This window comes from Leeuwenhoekiella aestuarii, assembly GCF_004104055.1.
In the GTDB taxonomy this organism is placed as follows: domain Bacteria; phylum Bacteroidota; class Bacteroidia; order Flavobacteriales; family Flavobacteriaceae; genus Leeuwenhoekiella; species Leeuwenhoekiella aestuarii.
This window is the reverse complement of record NZ_QOVJ01000008.1, coordinates 96,309-112,775: the sequence shown is the minus strand read 5'-3', so window position 1 is coordinate 112,775 and position 16,467 is coordinate 96,309. Positions and strand designations below refer to the sequence as shown.

The window sequence follows — 16,467 nt, the reverse complement described above, 5'->3', positions numbered from 1 at the left end:
TTACTTGCTGCTGAGTTCTATTAATTTATTCAGTTTTTCTAATCCTTTACCACTAAGCAACGACTCTTTAGCCAGATCAAAACCTGCTTTAGGTTCCAGGTTTTTTACTGTGGCAATTGCCATACCTGCATTTGCGGCAACCACATTGTTTTGCGCTTCAGTGCCTTTACCGCTTATTACCTTTTTGAAGATTTCCGCTGAAGATTCAACACTATTACCACCATAGATGTCTTCTTGTTTAATAGTTGAAACCCCAAAGTCTTCTGCACTCAGCATGCGCTCGCTGTTGTTTCGGATCGCTTTGGTATTTCCGGTCAATGAAATTTCATCATAACCATCAATACTGTGTAGAATCGTAAAGTTTTTATCGGTCTTTTGATATAAATAACCGTACAGTCTTGCTAATTCCAGATTGAAAACACCTACCAATTGATTCTCCGGAAAAGCAGGATTAACCATAGGGCCGAGCATATTGAAAAAGGTTTTTACGCCCAGTTCCCGACGGATGGGGCCCACATTTTTCATTGCCGGGTGAAATAGGGGGGCATGTAGTACACAAATGCCCGCTTCATCCAGACAACGTTTTAAAAAGTCTTTATCATTGCTGAACTTGATGCCCAGATGCTCCATCACATTACTACTTCCGCTCACAGAAGATACGCCGTAATTGCCGTGTTTAGTGACATTTATTCCTGCACCCGCAGCAACAAAAGAAGATAAGGTAGAAATGTTGAATGTGTCTTTACCATCCCCACCGGTACCACACAAGTCGATCGCATTATAGCCTTTAAAAGGCACAGCGATACACAGATCCTGCAACGCATCCCTAAAACCTGCCAACTCCTCGACAGTAATGCTACGCATCATATAGACCGTTATGAATGCAGCGATCTGGCTGGTGTTGTACTTTCCTTCTGATATGTTGACCAGCACGTCACGTGCCTCTGATTTGTTGAGTTGCTCGTGATTGATCAGTCTGTTTAATAGTATTTTCATGTCCCTCTCTGCCCTCCGGGCATCTCTCCACAAGGGAGAGCGCTTTTTTAATGTTTGTAGTTCTGTTTTAAGAGATTTCTGCCTTCGCGGAAATGTAAAATTTTTTCGATTGAGATTTCCGCCTTTACGGAAATGGAAAAACGATTAGCTCGTTACCCAATTTTTGATCATTTTCTTTCCTTCCGGAGTTAAAACCGACTCGGGATGAAACTGTACGCCGCGCACATCGTATTCTCTATGCCGTAATGACATGATTTGACCGTTAACATCTACAGCAGTAATCTCGAGATCTTTTGGGAAATTTTCAGGGGCAACCACCCAAGAGTGATACCGGCCTATTTCAAACTCCTCAGGAATATCTTTAAATAAAGGTTCGTCTGTAACCAATTGCTTAGCCGAGGTGGCCACTCCATGAAAAACCTGATCGAGATTAATAAGTGTTCCACCAAAAACTTCGCCGATAGCTTGCTGGCCCAGACAGACCCCAAACATACTTTTGGTAGCCGCGTAGGTTTTGATGATGTCTTTTAAAAGTCCGGCTTCATCCGGTATTCCCGGTCCCGGAGATAATAAGATTTTATCATATGCAGCGACTTCTTCCAGTTGGAGTTGGTCGTTACGTTTTACAGTTACCTGGCAGTCCAGATCTTCTAAATAGTGAACCAGATTGTACACAAAACTGTCGTAATTGTCGATTACTAAAACTTGTATTTTCATTTTATATTTCTTCAGCCAGTTTAAGTGCTTTAGTAAGCGCTCCTAATTTGTTATATACTTCTTCGAGTTCTTTTGAAGGGACACTGTCGCTTACAATACCAGCACCTGCCTGATAATGCAATTGATGGTTTTTGCTTAAAAAAGAACGAATGATTATGGCGTGATTGAAGTTTCCGTTAAAGTCCATAAAACCTATGGCGCCACCGTAGAAATCTCTATTTATCGGTTCGTATTTCTCTAGCAATTTCATCGCATTATGCTTGGGAGCTCCGCTTAGTGTTCCTGCCGGGAAGGTGTCTGCAACCACCCGCATCGTAGAAGTTTCCGGGTGTTTGGTCCCGGTTACTTTACTAACCAGGTGAATCACATGGGAGAAGTATTGTACCTCGCGGTAGGTTTCTACTTTTACATTGCTTCCATTACGGCTGAGGTCGTTGCGTGCCAGATCAACCAGCATCACATGCTCGCTGTTCTCTTTTGCATCTTCTGATAATTTTTTAGCTAAAGCAGCATCTTTCTCATCATTACCGGTACGTTTAAAGGTGCCCGCGATGGGATGAATTTCGGCTTTGCCATCCTGAACAATTAGTTGCGCTTCAGGCGAACTGCCAAAGATTTTGAAATTTCCGTAGTCAAAATAGAACAGATACGGAGAGGGGTTTACACTACGCAGGCTTCGGTATACGTTAAATTCATCACCGCTGAAACCCTGTGAAAAGCGTTTAGAAGGTACAATTTGAAAAACATCCCCTCGCTGACAGTGCTTTTTGCAGGTGTCGACCAAAGCAATAAACTGCTCGTCTGTAATCACCGATTTTTGCTCCCCTTCTAACTTGAAGTTGTATTCAGCAAAACTCTTTACCCTTAATAATTGTGCAATCTGATCCAGATTATTTTCGCTCTCGTAGGTATGTGAAAAAATATGCGCTTCGTTGTTGAAGTGATTGATCGCAATGATGTTTTGATACACTGCGTAATACATATCGGGAATATCAAGAGCGCCTTCTTTTTTAGTGATCTCAATATCTTCAAAATACCGAACACCATCATAACTCATATAGCCAAAAAGACCATTTTGTATGAACTTTTTCTCGTTGGTGTCCGTTTCAAATTTTTTAGCAAAACCTTCAATAATGCCCACAACATCAGTGTCTGATTCTATTGGAGTAACCTGCAAAGTTCCATCAGGAAACGCTTCTTTTATTTCCTCATTTTTAATGGAAATAGAGGCGATAGGATTACAGCAAATATAACTGAAGGTGTTGTCATTAGCTCGATAATCACTACTCTCCAGAAGTAAACTATTGGGAAATTTATCTCTCAGGCGCAAATAGACCGAAACGGGAGTTATCGTATCGGCCAGAATCTTTTTGCTGTGTGTTTTTAAAATGTACTTCATCTTGGGTTGATATGCTGGTAAAACAAAAAAGGCCTGTCGTGAGACAGGCCTTTTTTTTATTTGAAATTTAAATACAAGGTTGCTTCACGACGTTACTGTTGCGAGATCCACCACCAAGTATTTACTCGATAATCGAGACTTTGATTTTTCGAGGCTTTGCCCGAAATTCCAATTATTGGATTATGTGTAAACTTGGTTTTCATGCCAAGGCTGTTTTTTTTGTTTTTCATATTGAGCATCAAAGATAAAAATTGATGCTGAAGCGGCAAACAAAAATTTCAATTAGTTCAAAAAATATTAAATAGATAAGTTGATATCTAAGGTGAAATCATCGTAAATGGTTTTATCACCTAAATTATCAAAGAAACTTCCTGAACCGTAACGCACATTGTATTTACTTCGGTCTATAGTTAAAGTGGTCGTGAAGGTATCACCCGCTTTTTCTAATTCAAAAGTAACAGGCTCTGTAGTTTCTTTAATTGTTAGATCACCGCTTACTGCATAAGAATTGCCTTCTTTTACAGCTTTTGTGATCACTAATTTTGCTGTAGGAAAGTTTTCTACTCCAAAGAAGTCATCACTTTTTAGGTGACCTTCTAACTGGCCTTTGCTGTCTCCTTCAAGGTCAGTACAAACAATGCTGTTCATGTCTATAACAAATTCGCCGCCTGTAATGTTCTCGCCATCCATTTCAAAATAACCTTCTTTAAGGTCGATGGTTCCCATGTGTTTTCCGGTAACTTTTTTACCTAACCAAGTGATCGAACTGCTTTTTACGCTTACTTTTTCCATAATAGTTTTTGTTGTAAATGATGCAGCGGCAACGCCTACTGCTAAAATTAATATTGATTTAACGCGATTATCGCGGTTTAAGAAGTTGAAGGCTTTTGTTGAAGCCGAGTTTAGTTTTTCTAAACCTTGATCAAGGTTGTTGAAAGGATTCTGAATTTTCATAGTTGTAGGGATTAAAATTGTATGTACAAGTGTTAATAAAATTTTTTAAATAGTGATGAAGAGCTCTTCCTGAGGTCTTCTTACTTTTTTGGCATGTTGCATTTTATCATCGGCGCTACGGTATCCAACAGCGGCAACAACTACGGCGTGCAAGTTTTGATCTTTAAGGCCTAAAATGCGGTCAAAAGCGTCCGCGTCAAAACCTTCCATAGGGCAGGTATCTATTTTGTGAGCTGCGGCGGCACTTAATAAATTACCCAATGCGATATACGCTTGTCTTGATGTCCAGCCGGCTTTTGCCTCTTGTGGTAGGTTGAGCAGTGCGTTTTTCATCAAGTCAGCATATTGTTCTAAGGAACCTGCTTCTACTTGTTGGATGCGTGCTGCATGGTTGATGTAAGAGTCTACCAACTCTTCACCAAAATCTGTCTGATGTGCAAAAACAAAAATCGCAGAAGCATCTGTAAATTGAGATTGATTGTACCCGGCTTCTTTTAATTGTTCTTTTACAGTCTCCTCTTCTACTACAACAATTTTATAGGGTTGTAGTCCATAAGAAGAAGCAGACAGTTGCACTGCGTCTTTCAGCGTTTGTAGGTCTTCAGCAGATACTTTCTTAGAAGCATCAAATTTTTTTGTGGCATACCGCCAGTTTAAATTTTCAATATAGTTACTCATCATTTCTTAATTTATCTAATAGATCATTTAAAGTTAAAAGCTCATTTTCGGTTAAGTTGGATGCATTTTCAGCATTTGTTTTTTTGGTAAGCGGATCAAGCTCTTTCAGAAGATCGTGGCCTGGTTTTGTGATTTCAATTTCTACCTTTCTTCGATTTGCAGGACAAATACGTCTTTCAACCATTCCTTTGGCAATGAGCTTATCGACTAATCGAGTCGTATTGCTGCTTCGGTCTACCATACGTTCCTGAATACACGCTAAACTGGCAGGCTTACCTTTCTGCCCCCTGAGAATGCGTAATACATTGAACTGCGGGGTGCTTAAGCCGTGTTCTTTAAGTAAGGCTGCAAATTTCTCTTCGAGTAACCTTGACGTGTATTGAATATTAATCAAGGTTTTAGAAGACAAATCTAAACCGCTATTGATTTTTAAAGCTTCTTCAATTTTCATTGCATATGTTGTTACAACATTTGTATGTACAAATATATAATTGTTTTAGATATTCCTGCTATACTTCTTTTCGTTTTAACTGATTTTTAGAATATTTAATCTAATAACGGGTTGCTATATCCTTGTAGTTGTTATACAAATCTTAAATTCCGGACAAACACTATCTAATTGGCTAGTTTTACAAAGGATTTCAAAAATCACCCAATTTGAATAAAGGATTACTCGTTTTTATGGTTGGAATACTGAGCCTGGGTTGCAAATCGTCAACAGGATCTGTAGTTGAACCTTTAAAAATAGTCGATCAGGAAGGCTATAAATTAGCTGTTTATGATTTTGATCATTTTCAGCAGCTTCTTGAGGTTGAAGAGTCAGGCACCGTACGCGTTGTGAATTTTTGGGCAACCTGGTGCGAGCCGTGTATAAGAGAGTTGCCTGCTTTTGAAGCGCTTTATGCAGACTATAAAACCAAAAAGGTCGAAGTGATTTTGGTGAGTCTTGATTTTCCAGATCAAGTTGAACGTAAATTAATTCCCTTTATAAAAAACCAAGATTTGAAGATGCCTGTGGTTTTTTTAGACGATCCGTATACCAATGAATGGATCCCAAAGGTTTCTCCTAGTTGGAGCGGTGCACTACCTGCAACTGTGATTATCAGTGAGGATTCTTATAAGTTTTACGAGCGCTCTTTTGATTATGCAACATTAGAGGCTGCCGTTTTAGCTGTAAAAGACAATTTTTAAACTTCTTCAGATGAAAACACTTAAACTATTAATCGGACTGACCTCATTACTGGTGGTATCAGCATTTGCTTTTGCCGGCTTTGGTGATTTTGCCAATGGCTATGATTTAGGTGACGCCGTTTCAGATTTTAAACTACAAGACGTTTCGGGCAAACAGGTTTCTTTATCCGATTTTCCTGATGCGAAAGGAATTATCGTTGTGTTTACGTGTAACACGTGTCCGTTTGCTTTGGCTAACGAAGCCCGTATTTTGGCTTTAGATCAAAAGTATAAGTCAAAAGGTTTTCCTGTACTTGCAATCAATCCGAATAGCCCGGAATTGAAAGCAGGCGAAGATTTTGAAGCGATGCAGGCACGCGCAGCTGCGCAAGGATATACGTTTCCGTATCTATATGACGAGAGCCATACGGTGTATTCCCAATTCGGAGCGACGAAGACCCCACATATTTATCTATTAAATAAAGAGGAAAATGAGTTGGTGGTGAGGTATATCGGCGCGATTGACAATAGCGTACGAGATGCATTAACCGTTACCAAACGCTTTGTAGAACAAGCAGTAGAGGCGTTACTGAATGCTGAAGCGGTAGAGCCTGCAATCACTAAGACCATAGGATGTTCTATAAAAGCCTAGGGTAGTCACTGCCTGGGGACAAATGCGCTAGCTGTTAAGAAAAGCAGCTTTTGATTTTTACCGGTAGTGCCAAAGGGTTTCATGCACCGTCCAGCTAGTTATCGGGATGCCTCGAAATTGAAGAATTGTTTCTACCGCCTGTCTCGTGAACATGCTCTGAGGTGGTTTAGGTAAACCTTAGCGTGTTTAAATCTTGATTGTTGCGTAACTCTTGGGCAAAAGGTGGCTACGATGTATCTTTGAAATTCCAAATACTAAAAATCAAAGAAGATGAAAAATATAACACAAGAAGAGTGGGAAGAATTAGTAGCTTCTGATGACCAGGCCTATATATTAGATGTGCGTACGCAAAATGAAGTGGATGAGGGTATCATTCCCAATTCCCACCATATTGATATTTATGAAGGTCAGGGGTTTATTGATAAGGTAAATGAATTGGATAAATCTAAAAATTACTACATCTATTGTCGTTCAGGAAACCGAAGCGGTCAGGCTGCGCAATTGATGGATCAGCTGGGTTTTGAGACTACCTATAACCTATTGGGAGGATTTATGGAGTGGGATGGAGACGTTGCTGAGGCTGAAGATTAATCTTCAAATTCTATAAGACCTAAAAAGGAGCCCTTTCGGCTCCTTTTTTTAGTGGTGCTCTCAAACAATTTAACACTTCCGAGGCTTTCTGTGAAATTGAAAATTAGTGTTCCGTTGCAAGCTTGGTAGGTTTTTCACGAGGTAATTAATTAACTGACTATGCGGAATGAAACGTATTCAATTAAATCGTAACTTACTGTCGCTTTATTAGTTATAGCCCCTGAGTAACTTAAAACTCATGTTATGAATACAGCTAATTTTTATGTTGATCTGCATTGTCATCCTGCCTTAAAACCTTATGGTAAAAGTTTTAATAGCAAAACTGCCGGTAAGAATGCAACCAGAAGAAGTTCTAAAAACTCCATATGGCATTACGATCCCCCTTCTGTTTTTGATAAAGTCTTAAACTACCTAACCGGTCTCACTAAATTTTCTCAATCCAACTTTACCGCACTGGCTTACGGGGGAGTTGGGGTGGTGTGCGTGTCTCTTTACCCTATGGAGAAATGGTTTGTGAGAAATAAGATGAATAACGAATTCTTGCTGGATCTTGCAGCCAACTTTGCAACTGGTCTGGGGAAGAAGCGTATTGATCACATTCAGGGGTTTACTGATTATTTTAAGGATCTGCAGGCTGAATATGCTTTTTATAAGCAATTAGATGGAAAGGTTGTTACTTTAAAAGAAGGGAAGTTTCGGTATCGTCTCGTCAACTCGTATACCGAGATAGATATTATAAAGGCACAAGAGGAGGAGCAGGGAATTTATACTGTTTGTGTGATTCTCAGTATTGAAGGATTGCATGTTTTGAATACCGGATTTAAGGAAGATCCGGATGAGCAGGAAGTGCTCCGTAATTTAGAACAATTAAAAAACTGGGAACATCCGCCCTTGTTTGTGACCATGGCTCATCATTTCTGGAATCATATCTGTGGGCATGAAGAAAGCTTCAGTGGACTCATCAAGAAGCAGGCTGATCAACGTTTTGGTATGGGACTTGGTTTTACGGCACTCGGTAAAAAGGTACTTGACTTGCTTTTAGATACCTCTAAAGGAAGTCAGATCTTAATAGATGTGAAGCATATGAGTGTGAAGGCCCGTTATGAATATTATCTTGAATTGAAAACCCATGCTGCCTATACGGGCTTGCCTATATTGATTAGTCATGGGGCTGTGAATGGTCTCAAATCCCCGGAAGAACCCGTAATGGTTTATCCGGAAACGGCTCAAAAGTTGCATAGTAAGTCGATAAACTTTTATGATGAAGAACTTATAATTCTCGCGAAAAGTGGCGGGATCATCGGTTTGCAATTGGATGAACGTCGGGTGGCCAGTGAACAAACCTTAAAAACCACCCGGCACGCAACCCGGCGCCACAAAATCATGCATTACCGGTCTGAATTATTGTGGAATCAAATACAGCATATTTTAGAGGTTTTAGATGCTGAAGGTTTATTTGCCTGGGATTGTATGGCGATAGGCTCTGATTTTGATGGCATTATTGATCCGCTTAATGCGTTCTGGACTGCCGAAGAATTGCCCTACCTTAGTGATTTTTTAGAGCGACACGCTTACAATTACCTGCAGCAAGATCGTATTCATAAGGAATTCAATAAAATCCCTGCCGGGGAAATGATAGACCGTATTATGTCTCTCAATGCCATGGCTTTTCTTCAAAAGCATTTTTAATACACGGATCGATCTAAAAAGCAGCAAACTGTGCCTCAGGTTAATAAAATATAGATACGGTATTGGGTGTTACTGTTCAATCGTTTTCGAGGGGTGCAGGCGGTCTGATTCTTAATTATTTCGTAAAATTAAATGCAAAATTATCCTTGTTTAATTTCCCGTTTTACTTATTTTCGCTTCGTTAGTAGTTAGAAATCCCCTAAATTTTTCAAACTCTATAAAGCAGTTTACTTAATGAATTGGTACGTACTATACGTTAAACCGCAATCAGAAAAAAAAGTCGCTTCGGCATTGAAGCGAATAGGGGTAACAGTGTTCTGTCCAACAATCACAGAAGTGAGAGTATGGAGTGATCGCAAGAAGAAACTAGAGGTTCCTCTGTTTAAATCCTATGTCTTTGTACAGCTTTCTGAAAACCAGCGCAATCGCGTGTTTGGGGTTCATGGGGTGGTGCGTTATTTGTTTTGGTTGGGTAAACCGGCTGTAGTGCGGGATGCAGAGATCGAAACCATTAAAAGTTGGTTGGCCGATGAAAAGCTTGAAGATTTTGAGGTGAAGCAGTACCGTCCCGGGGATGCTGTAAAGCTATCGAGCGGACCTTTAAAAGATAAAAAAGCGGTGATTCATGAAATAGGACCTAAAACCATGCGTTTGGTTCTTAAAGATCTTGGGGTAGTGGTTGTCGCTTCTATTCGGGATGTGAGTAAAGTATAACATAAACTTCGTAACGAAGTAAACTCAAAGACAAGGCAACTCGTGCTTTGTCTTAATTTTTTAATTGCTGTGAGACTCAAAATGGGACTCATACGGCGAAGCCATGGGAGTAGGTCGGAGATAAGGCTTGTAACTGATAGGTAGTTGCTCTGGATTTTCCTGACCACTTTTTATAAGTTTTAAAAGATTTCATTTAACCTTTGGTTCTCTAAGGCTCTATCCTCTCAATAGCTACGGGATCAACCGAACTGACGACACGTGTCCTTTGTGTACATTTAATAAGGTGTTAACGGAGCTAAATGGGTATCGAGATGCCCACCAGGAGTCCAATGGGCTGTCTCTTTGATTGTGTCACACTGAGCGCAGTCGAAGTGCAGTCGAGAACTATAAAAAAAAATAGATATTCAAATACGTGTATAAAAATAATCTATATAAACTAGTTGTGAGCCTGATGCTCGTGTGGGGTGCTGCGGGTGCACAAGATCAGGAAGCAAACGGGTTTGTGCTTGCTGTAGAAGGAAAAGGATTTGCGGCGACCGGTTCTGAAAATCCCTTTTGGATGTACTCCAATCAATATGGACGTCTGGATGCCGAGACTAACGTACTCGGTTTGGTGCAGGCATCGTATGCAAACCAATTTAATGAACAAAACCGACTGGAAGTAGGCGGTGGGCTTTTGGCGAACGACGGGCTGTATGACGGGGTGAAGATTGATGAGTTGTATGCGACCTATACCTGGGGAATCGTAGAGGCCAGTGCAGGTATGAAGCATCGTAAAGAAAAGCTACGCGGGATCTCGAGTGTGGGTGGCGATATCATCTGGAGTAACAATGCGCGGGCGTTACCGGGAGTGTATATACAGATGTTGAAGCCGCTAAAGATCTTTACATGGTTTGAAGCCAAAGCCACGTTTGGGCATTACTTTTTAGAGGAAGATCGCTATGTGACTAACGCGCAGGTGCATCATAAAAGCCTGGAGCTGGCGCTGGTGTTTAGTAAGAACGACCGCCTGAGCGGGAGTATGAAACACTATGTACAGTATGGCGGAAGTTCGCCTCAGTATGGGCAACAACCCGATTCCTTTTCCGATTATATTCGAGTATTTTTTGGGAGTTCGGGGGGTGAGACGGCAAGTGGAGGGGATCAGATCAACAGCCTGGGGAATGGGTTGGGCTCTTATGAACTGGCTTATGATATGACCCGAGAAAATTATAACCTGCGCTTGTATCATCAGAATTTATTTGAAGATGCTTCCGGGATCGAACTGAATAACTTCCCCGATGGGGTTTGGGGGGTGTATCTGGAACCGAAAAAGGTATCATGGCTGGATGCGGTAGATCTGGAGTATGTACAGACCGTTTCGCAAAGCGGGCGTCCAACACCGGGTATTTTTGGCAAAGAAGGGGATCGGTATTTTTATAATTTTACCTATAGGTCTGGATGGACTTATAATAAGCGGGTGATCGGGTTGCCGTTTATACTACCCGGAAGCTTTGACCAGGAGAATCTTAATGACCGAAGTTATGTCTTGCACCTGGGGGCAACCGGAAGCATAGGGAAGCTGTTATACCGTGGTAAAATAAGTTATGTGACCAATTTAGGGACGTACAATTTTCCTTATGAATCCCGTGAGCATGCTTTGTACAGCTATGGAGCGCTGGGGTATGCCACTTCCTTTGGGACGTTTACCGGCTATGCCGGATTGGATTGGAGTGACCGAACCCAGAATACGTTAGGTGTAGGATTGGGATATCGGTATCAGTTTAAGGAATGATTTATGAGATTCCCGCCTATACGGGAATGATAAACAATATAATGATTGAGGTTTCCACCGGAGTCTATTCTGAGCGCTAGTCGAAGTACGGAAACGGACAAAAAATGTTTTTCTGTCTTCACGGAAACAGACAAATAAAGTTTTCCTGTCTTCAAAGGAGTTGAAAAAAGAATTTTATTTTGAGAGATTCCCGCCAACGCGGGAATGATAAACAATATAATTATTGAGGTTTCCACCTTCGTGGAAACGGACAAATAAAGCTTTCCGCCTTCGCGGAAATGAAAATAAGTGTATTTCTTATGAAAGTTAAAAACATCTGTTGTATTGGGGCCGGATATGTGGGTGGGCCTACTATGGCGATCATCGCTCAGAAATCCCCTGAGATCACCGTAACGGTCGTAGATATTAATGAACAGCGTATCGCCGCCTGGAATAATCCGGATGTCGAGCACATCCCGATCTACGAACCGGGCTTGTCTGAAGTGGTCGCCGAAGCACGGGGTCGCAATTTGTTTTTTTCTACGGATGTGGATGCAGCTATTGATGCAGCGGATATGATCTTTATTTCGGTAAATACGCCCACCAAAACCTATGGAATGGGTAAGGGGATGGCTGCGGATCTGAAGTACATCGAACTCTGCGCGCGCCAGATCGCCCGGGTGGCTACCACCGATAAGATCGTGGTTGAGAAATCGACCCTCCCGGTGCGTACAGCCGAAGCTTTAAAAAATATATTGGATAATACCGGAAATGGCGTGAATTTTCAGATCCTTTCCAATCCGGAGTTCTTAGCAGAAGGCACTGCGGTAAGTGATTTACATAAACCCGACCGGGTTTTGATCGGCGGGGATCTGGATACTGAAGCAGGACGGGAAGCGATACAAGCTTTGGTGGGTGTCTATGCACATTGGGTGACCGAGGATAATATCTTAACCACCAATGTGTGGTCTTCGGAATTGTCTAAACTGACTGCCAACGCATTCTTAGCCCAACGGGTCTCGAGTATCAATGCCTTGTCTGAACTGTGTGAAGTTACGGGAGCTGATATTCAGGAAGTTTCTAAGGCAATAGGGATGGACAGTCGTATCGGCCCAAAATTCTTACAGGCTTCTGTGGGTTTTGGCGGTTCTTGTTTTCAAAAAGATATTTTAAACCTGGTGTATATCGCGAAGTCTTTTGGGCTGCATGAGGTAGCAGACTACTGGGAGCAGGTTATTATTATGAACGACCATCAGAAACGCCGTTTTGCCGCTAAACTTGTCAAAACGCTGTATAATACCGTTTCCGGAAAGCGAATCGCGATGTTGGGGTGGGCGTTTAAAAAAGATACCAACGATACCCGGGAATCGGCTTCGATCTATGTGGCCGACTATCTGCTTAACGAGCAGGCTACGGTGGTGGTGTATGATCCTAAAGTGACCCAGGAGCAGATCTTAGCAGATCTGGATTATTTAGGGACGCGTTCTGAAGCCGAGAACCGCGCACTTATCCACGTAGTAAATTCCGCTGAAGAAGCATGTGACCAAGCTCATGCGGTAGCTTTGATGACCGAATGGGATGTGTTTAAAACCTTAGACTGGAATTCAATATATGCACACATGCTGAAACCAGCCTTTTTATTTGACGGGCGCAGGCTGCTCGATCGTAAGGTATTGGAAGAAATCGGGTTTGATTTTTATGCGATAGGGAGTTAACGGGTTTCCTCGTCTCCAGCTCTTCTTCCTCCCGATAGCTATCGGGAGGAAGAAGGGGATTGATTGCACACTTCGACAAGCTCAGTGTGACGGGCGCTAATTGATAAAGGATTGTCACTTCGACTGCGCTCCGTGTGACACGCTCGAACTGACAGCAAATTGTCACTTCGAGTGCATGAAGCGGAGTGGTGACGGAGCTTGATTTGTATCGAGAAGACTTTGTATTAATTAAATTTACTAGTGTTGCGTTACTTTTAGTTCAGTAGCTTCTCGATACATTTGATTTCGACTTTTGTGGTCTAATCCCGGTAGCTGTCGGGATGACTTGAACTGCTTCTGGGTTTTGTGATGAAATTTTTAAAGAAATCTGTGGTGCTTGAAAACGCACTCCTTACTTTAAAAGTGCTTTTCGTCAGGAACAGGCTCTTTTTATTTAAACACGTATTTTAGCGTTATTATAACTTAACTGATTACTTATGAAGATACTTATCACCGGTGGCGCCGGATTTATCGGTTCGCATGTGGTTCGGCGTTTTGTATTGAACTATCCTACTTATCAAATTTATAATCTGGATGCCTTGACGTATGCCGGAAATCTGGAGAATATTTCCGATATCGAGGAGCAACCTAACTACACTTTTGTTAAAGGTGATATTACCGATGCGGCTTTTATAGATAACCTATTTCAAACCGAGCAATTTGACGGAGTTGTGCATCTGGCGGCAGAATCTCACGTAGACCGTTCTATTAAAGATCCGTTGGCTTTCGTGAAGACCAATGTATTGGGGACGATGAATTTACTGAATGCTGCTAAATCGATTTGGGAGGGGGTTTATGCAGGGAAACGTTTTTATCATGTGAGTACCGATGAGGTGTACGGAGCTTTAGGGGCTGAGGGCTTATTTACCGAAACGACCTCTTACGATCCGAACTCTCCCTATTCCGCTTCTAAGGCCAGCTCTGATCATTTTGTACGCGCTTATGGCGAAACGTACGGTTTACCTTATGTGATCACCAATTGTTCTAACAATTACGGGCCTAATCATTTTCCGGAAAAACTGATTCCGTTGTTCTTAAACAATATCATTCAAAACAAGCCGCTTCCGGTTTATGGAGACGGTAACTATACCCGCGACTGGTTGTATGTGATAGACCATGCCCGGGCAATAGATCTGGTTTTTCACGAGGGTAAGCATGCTGAAACCTATAATATTGGAGGCTTTAACGAGTGGAAAAATATTGATTTGGTTAAATTATTGTGCAGGCAGATGGATCAAAAACTGGGGAGATCTGAAGGAGCTTCAGCTGAATTGATCACTTTTGTAAAAGACCGTCCCGGTCATGATTTGCGCTACGCGATTGATGCTACTAAGATCAAAAATGAATTGGGATGGGAGCCTTCCGTGACTTTTGAAGAAGGGCTTCAAAAAACTATCGAGTGGTATTTTGAAAACCCGGAGTGGTTGGCGAATGTGACCAGTGGCGCCTATCAAGAGTATTATAGTAAGCAATACGAGGAAAATTAGTAAAGACTCTTAGCCGTTAGCTATATCCCCCTCTGATAATTATCGGGTCATTTGGATTGACCATTTACTGTCACTTCGAGCGCAGTCGAGAAGCATAAACTATTATCTATTTAATGAGTAGAGCGTACTCTAGAAATACGAAAAAGAACTATGAGTAAACGAATTTTAGTTACCGGAGCTCATGGGCAATTGGGGCAGGAGTTGCAGGGGTTGGCTGGAGCCCATCCCGATGATCACTTTGATTTTGTAACACGTGCCGTTTTTGATCTGGAAGACGAACTGCAGATGCGCACCTATTTAGAGCAGAGGCAACCGGATTACCTGATCAATTGTGCCGCTTATACTGCTGTAGATCGGGCAGAGTCTGAACCTGAAAAAGCAGATGCCATCAACCATCAAGCAGTAGGCTTTTTGGCAGGCTGGTGTGCTAAGAACTCGTGTAGGTTTTTACACATTTCTACCGATTATGTCTTTGACGGGGCTTCAGCAAAGCCCTATCAGGAAACCGATGTTACGCATCCGCAAAGTGTATATGGGCTCACGAAGCTGAAAGGAGAGCAGGCCGCTCAAGCCTTGAATCCTGAAGGGATCATTATCCGTACCGCGTGGGTCTATTCAGCATTTGGAACCAATTTTGTCAAAACCATGCTGCGTTTGATGGAGGAACGCGATGCCTTAAACATCGTTGAGGATCAGGTAGGAAGCCCTACCTATGCAGCCGATCTTGCCCAAGCGATTTTAAGGATCATCTATAGCGCAGTCTGGAAATCCGGTATCTATCATTACTCGAATACCGGACGTATCAGCTGGTTTGATTTTGCACAAACCATCAAAACTGTGGCACAATTGGATTGTGAATTGCATGGCATCCCAACAACCGCTTATCCTACTCCGGCTAGTCGCCCGGCTTATTCTTTATTGGATACCAAAAAAATACAAGAGATCTATACGGTTAGCACCCCCGATTATGAGAGCAGTTTAACCCGTTGCCTAGCACAGCTTAACGCATTATAAGAACTATACTATGAAAGGAATTATTTTAGCCGGAGGCTCCGGTACTCGACTATACCCCTTAACCCGTTCTATTTCTAAGCAGTTGATGCCTATTTACGACAAGCCGATGATCTATTATCCGCTTTCCGTATTGATGTTGGCAGGAATTCACGAGGTATTGATCATCTCCACGCCGCACGATTTGCCTAATTTTAAAAATTTACTGGGTGATGGTTCTGACTTTGGGGTGCAGTTGAGTTACGCTGAGCAGCCCAGCCCGGATGGATTGGCACAGGCTTTTATCATTGGAGAAGACTTTATCGGAAGCGATGACGTGTGTTTGATTTTGGGGGATAATATTTTTTATGGCCACGGGCTTACGGAATTGTTATATGCAGCGGTAAAAAATGTCAAGGAGGCTCAAAAAGCTACTGTTTTTGGGTATTATGTACAGGATCCCGAACGGTATGGCGTCGCAGAATTTGACGAAAGCGGGACCGTAATCTCTCTGGAAGAGAAACCATCAGAACCTAAAAGCAACTATGCGGTAGTAGGGTTGTATTTTTATCCCAACTCTGTAGTGCAAATAGCTAAAAGTATCAAACCCAGTGCCCGGGGAGAATTGGAAATCACTACGGTGAATCAGGAATATTTAAAGCAGGAAGCTCTTAAAGTAGAATTGATGGGGCGGGGGTATGCCTGGTTGGATACCGGGACGCACGAATCGCTCTTAGAGGCTTCTAATTTTATTGAAACCATCGAAAAAAGACAAGGTCTTAAAGTAGCATGTCTCGAAGAGATCGCTTTTGAAAAAGGCTACCTTTCTAAAGAGCGCTTATTGGAATTGGCAGCGCCTTTGCGTAAAAATGAATACGGACAGTATTTGTTGCGTCTTGCAGGAAAAAAGCAAAAAAAATAAA

General features: G+C 41.9%; 16 protein-coding genes. 10 read left to right on the top strand and 6 right to left on the bottom strand.

The genetic code is table 11. The features are described 5' to 3' along the window. The 6 genes from trpD to DSM03_RS16005 form a co-directional block, all read right to left on the bottom strand. A complete protein-coding gene (trpD, locus tag DSM03_RS16030; protein ID WP_128761862.1) occupies nucleotides 1-996 on the bottom strand; it encodes an anthranilate phosphoribosyltransferase in 996 nt (331 codons plus the stop codon). Nucleotides 997-1,140: 144 nt separating this feature from the next. Continuing rightward, nucleotides 1,141-1,713, bottom strand: a complete 573-nt coding sequence (locus DSM03_RS16025) for an anthranilate synthase component II (RefSeq protein WP_128761863.1) — start codon at nucleotides 1,711-1,713, stop codon at nucleotides 1,141-1,143. 1 nt (nucleotide 1,714) lies between these two features. Further along, the gene (locus DSM03_RS16020) at nucleotides 1,715-3,112 is read right to left on the bottom strand and encodes an anthranilate synthase component I family protein (protein WP_128763381.1); all 1,398 of its coding nucleotides are present in this window, start codon (nucleotides 3,110-3,112) and stop codon (nucleotides 1,715-1,717) included. A 297-nt stretch (nucleotides 3,113-3,409) separates the two neighbouring features. Next, complete coding sequence (locus DSM03_RS16015; protein WP_128763380.1) at nucleotides 3,410-4,066, bottom strand: YceI family protein; 657 nt, start codon at nucleotides 4,064-4,066, stop codon at nucleotides 3,410-3,412. Between the two features lie 45 nt (nucleotides 4,067-4,111). Further along, on the bottom strand, nucleotides 4,112-4,744 hold the full coding sequence (locus DSM03_RS16010) for an NAD(P)H-dependent oxidoreductase (protein ID WP_128763379.1): 633 nt from the start codon (nucleotides 4,742-4,744) through the stop codon (nucleotides 4,112-4,114). Then, nucleotides 4,737-5,195, bottom strand: a complete 459-nt coding sequence (locus tag DSM03_RS16005; RefSeq protein ID WP_128763378.1) for a MarR family winged helix-turn-helix transcriptional regulator — start codon at nucleotides 5,193-5,195, stop codon at nucleotides 4,737-4,739. The genes DSM03_RS16010 and DSM03_RS16005 overlap by 8 nt, the downstream gene beginning before the upstream one ends. Before the next feature lie 206 nt (nucleotides 5,196-5,401). On the opposite strand from DSM03_RS16005, the gene DSM03_RS16000 reads away from it, so the two are divergent. The 10 genes from DSM03_RS16000 to rfbA all read left to right on the top strand — a co-directional run bounded on the left by DSM03_RS16000 (nucleotide 5,402) and on the right by rfbA (nucleotide 16,466). After that, a complete protein-coding gene (locus DSM03_RS16000) occupies nucleotides 5,402-5,935 on the top strand; it encodes a TlpA disulfide reductase family protein (protein ID WP_236643962.1) in 534 nt (177 codons plus the stop codon). A gap of 10 nt (nucleotides 5,936-5,945) precedes the next feature. Beyond that, a complete protein-coding gene (locus DSM03_RS15995; protein WP_128763377.1) occupies nucleotides 5,946-6,566 on the top strand; it encodes a thioredoxin family protein in 621 nt (206 codons plus the stop codon). Nucleotides 6,567-6,836: 270 nt separating this feature from the next. After that, entirely contained in the window at nucleotides 6,837-7,157 is a 321-nt protein-coding gene (locus DSM03_RS15990; RefSeq protein WP_128763376.1) for a rhodanese-like domain-containing protein, read from the top strand. A 243-nt stretch (nucleotides 7,158-7,400) separates the two neighbouring features. Then, nucleotides 7,401-8,846 carry a membrane dipeptidase gene (locus DSM03_RS15985; protein WP_128763375.1) on the top strand — a complete coding sequence of 482 codons (1,446 nt, stop codon included), beginning with the start codon at nucleotides 7,401-7,403 and terminating at the stop codon, nucleotides 8,844-8,846. 234 nt (nucleotides 8,847-9,080) lie between these two features. Beyond that, the gene (locus DSM03_RS15980; protein WP_128763374.1) at nucleotides 9,081-9,560 is read left to right on the top strand and encodes a UpxY family transcription antiterminator; all 480 of its coding nucleotides are present in this window, start codon (nucleotides 9,081-9,083) and stop codon (nucleotides 9,558-9,560) included. Nucleotides 9,561-10,011: 451 nt separating this feature from the next. Next, nucleotides 10,012-11,334, top strand: coding sequence for a capsule assembly Wzi family protein (locus DSM03_RS15975; protein ID WP_128763373.1), 1,323 nt, complete (start codon nucleotides 10,012-10,014; stop codon nucleotides 11,332-11,334). 299 nt (nucleotides 11,335-11,633) lie between these two features. Next, nucleotides 11,634-13,028, top strand: coding sequence for a nucleotide sugar dehydrogenase (locus DSM03_RS15970; protein WP_128763372.1), 1,395 nt, complete (start codon nucleotides 11,634-11,636; stop codon nucleotides 13,026-13,028). Between the two features lie 476 nt (nucleotides 13,029-13,504). Continuing rightward, a complete protein-coding gene (rfbB, locus tag DSM03_RS15965) occupies nucleotides 13,505-14,554 on the top strand; it encodes a dTDP-glucose 4,6-dehydratase (protein WP_128763371.1) in 1,050 nt (349 codons plus the stop codon). A 150-nt stretch (nucleotides 14,555-14,704) separates the two neighbouring features. Continuing rightward, on the top strand, nucleotides 14,705-15,568 hold the full coding sequence (rfbD, locus tag DSM03_RS15960) for a dTDP-4-dehydrorhamnose reductase (protein WP_128763370.1): 864 nt from the start codon (nucleotides 14,705-14,707) through the stop codon (nucleotides 15,566-15,568). A 10-nt stretch (nucleotides 15,569-15,578) separates the two neighbouring features. Next, complete coding sequence (gene rfbA / locus DSM03_RS15955) at nucleotides 15,579-16,466, top strand: glucose-1-phosphate thymidylyltransferase RfbA (RefSeq protein WP_128763369.1); 888 nt, start codon at nucleotides 15,579-15,581, stop codon at nucleotides 16,464-16,466. The last annotated feature ends 1 nt before the right edge of the window (nucleotide 16,467 follow it).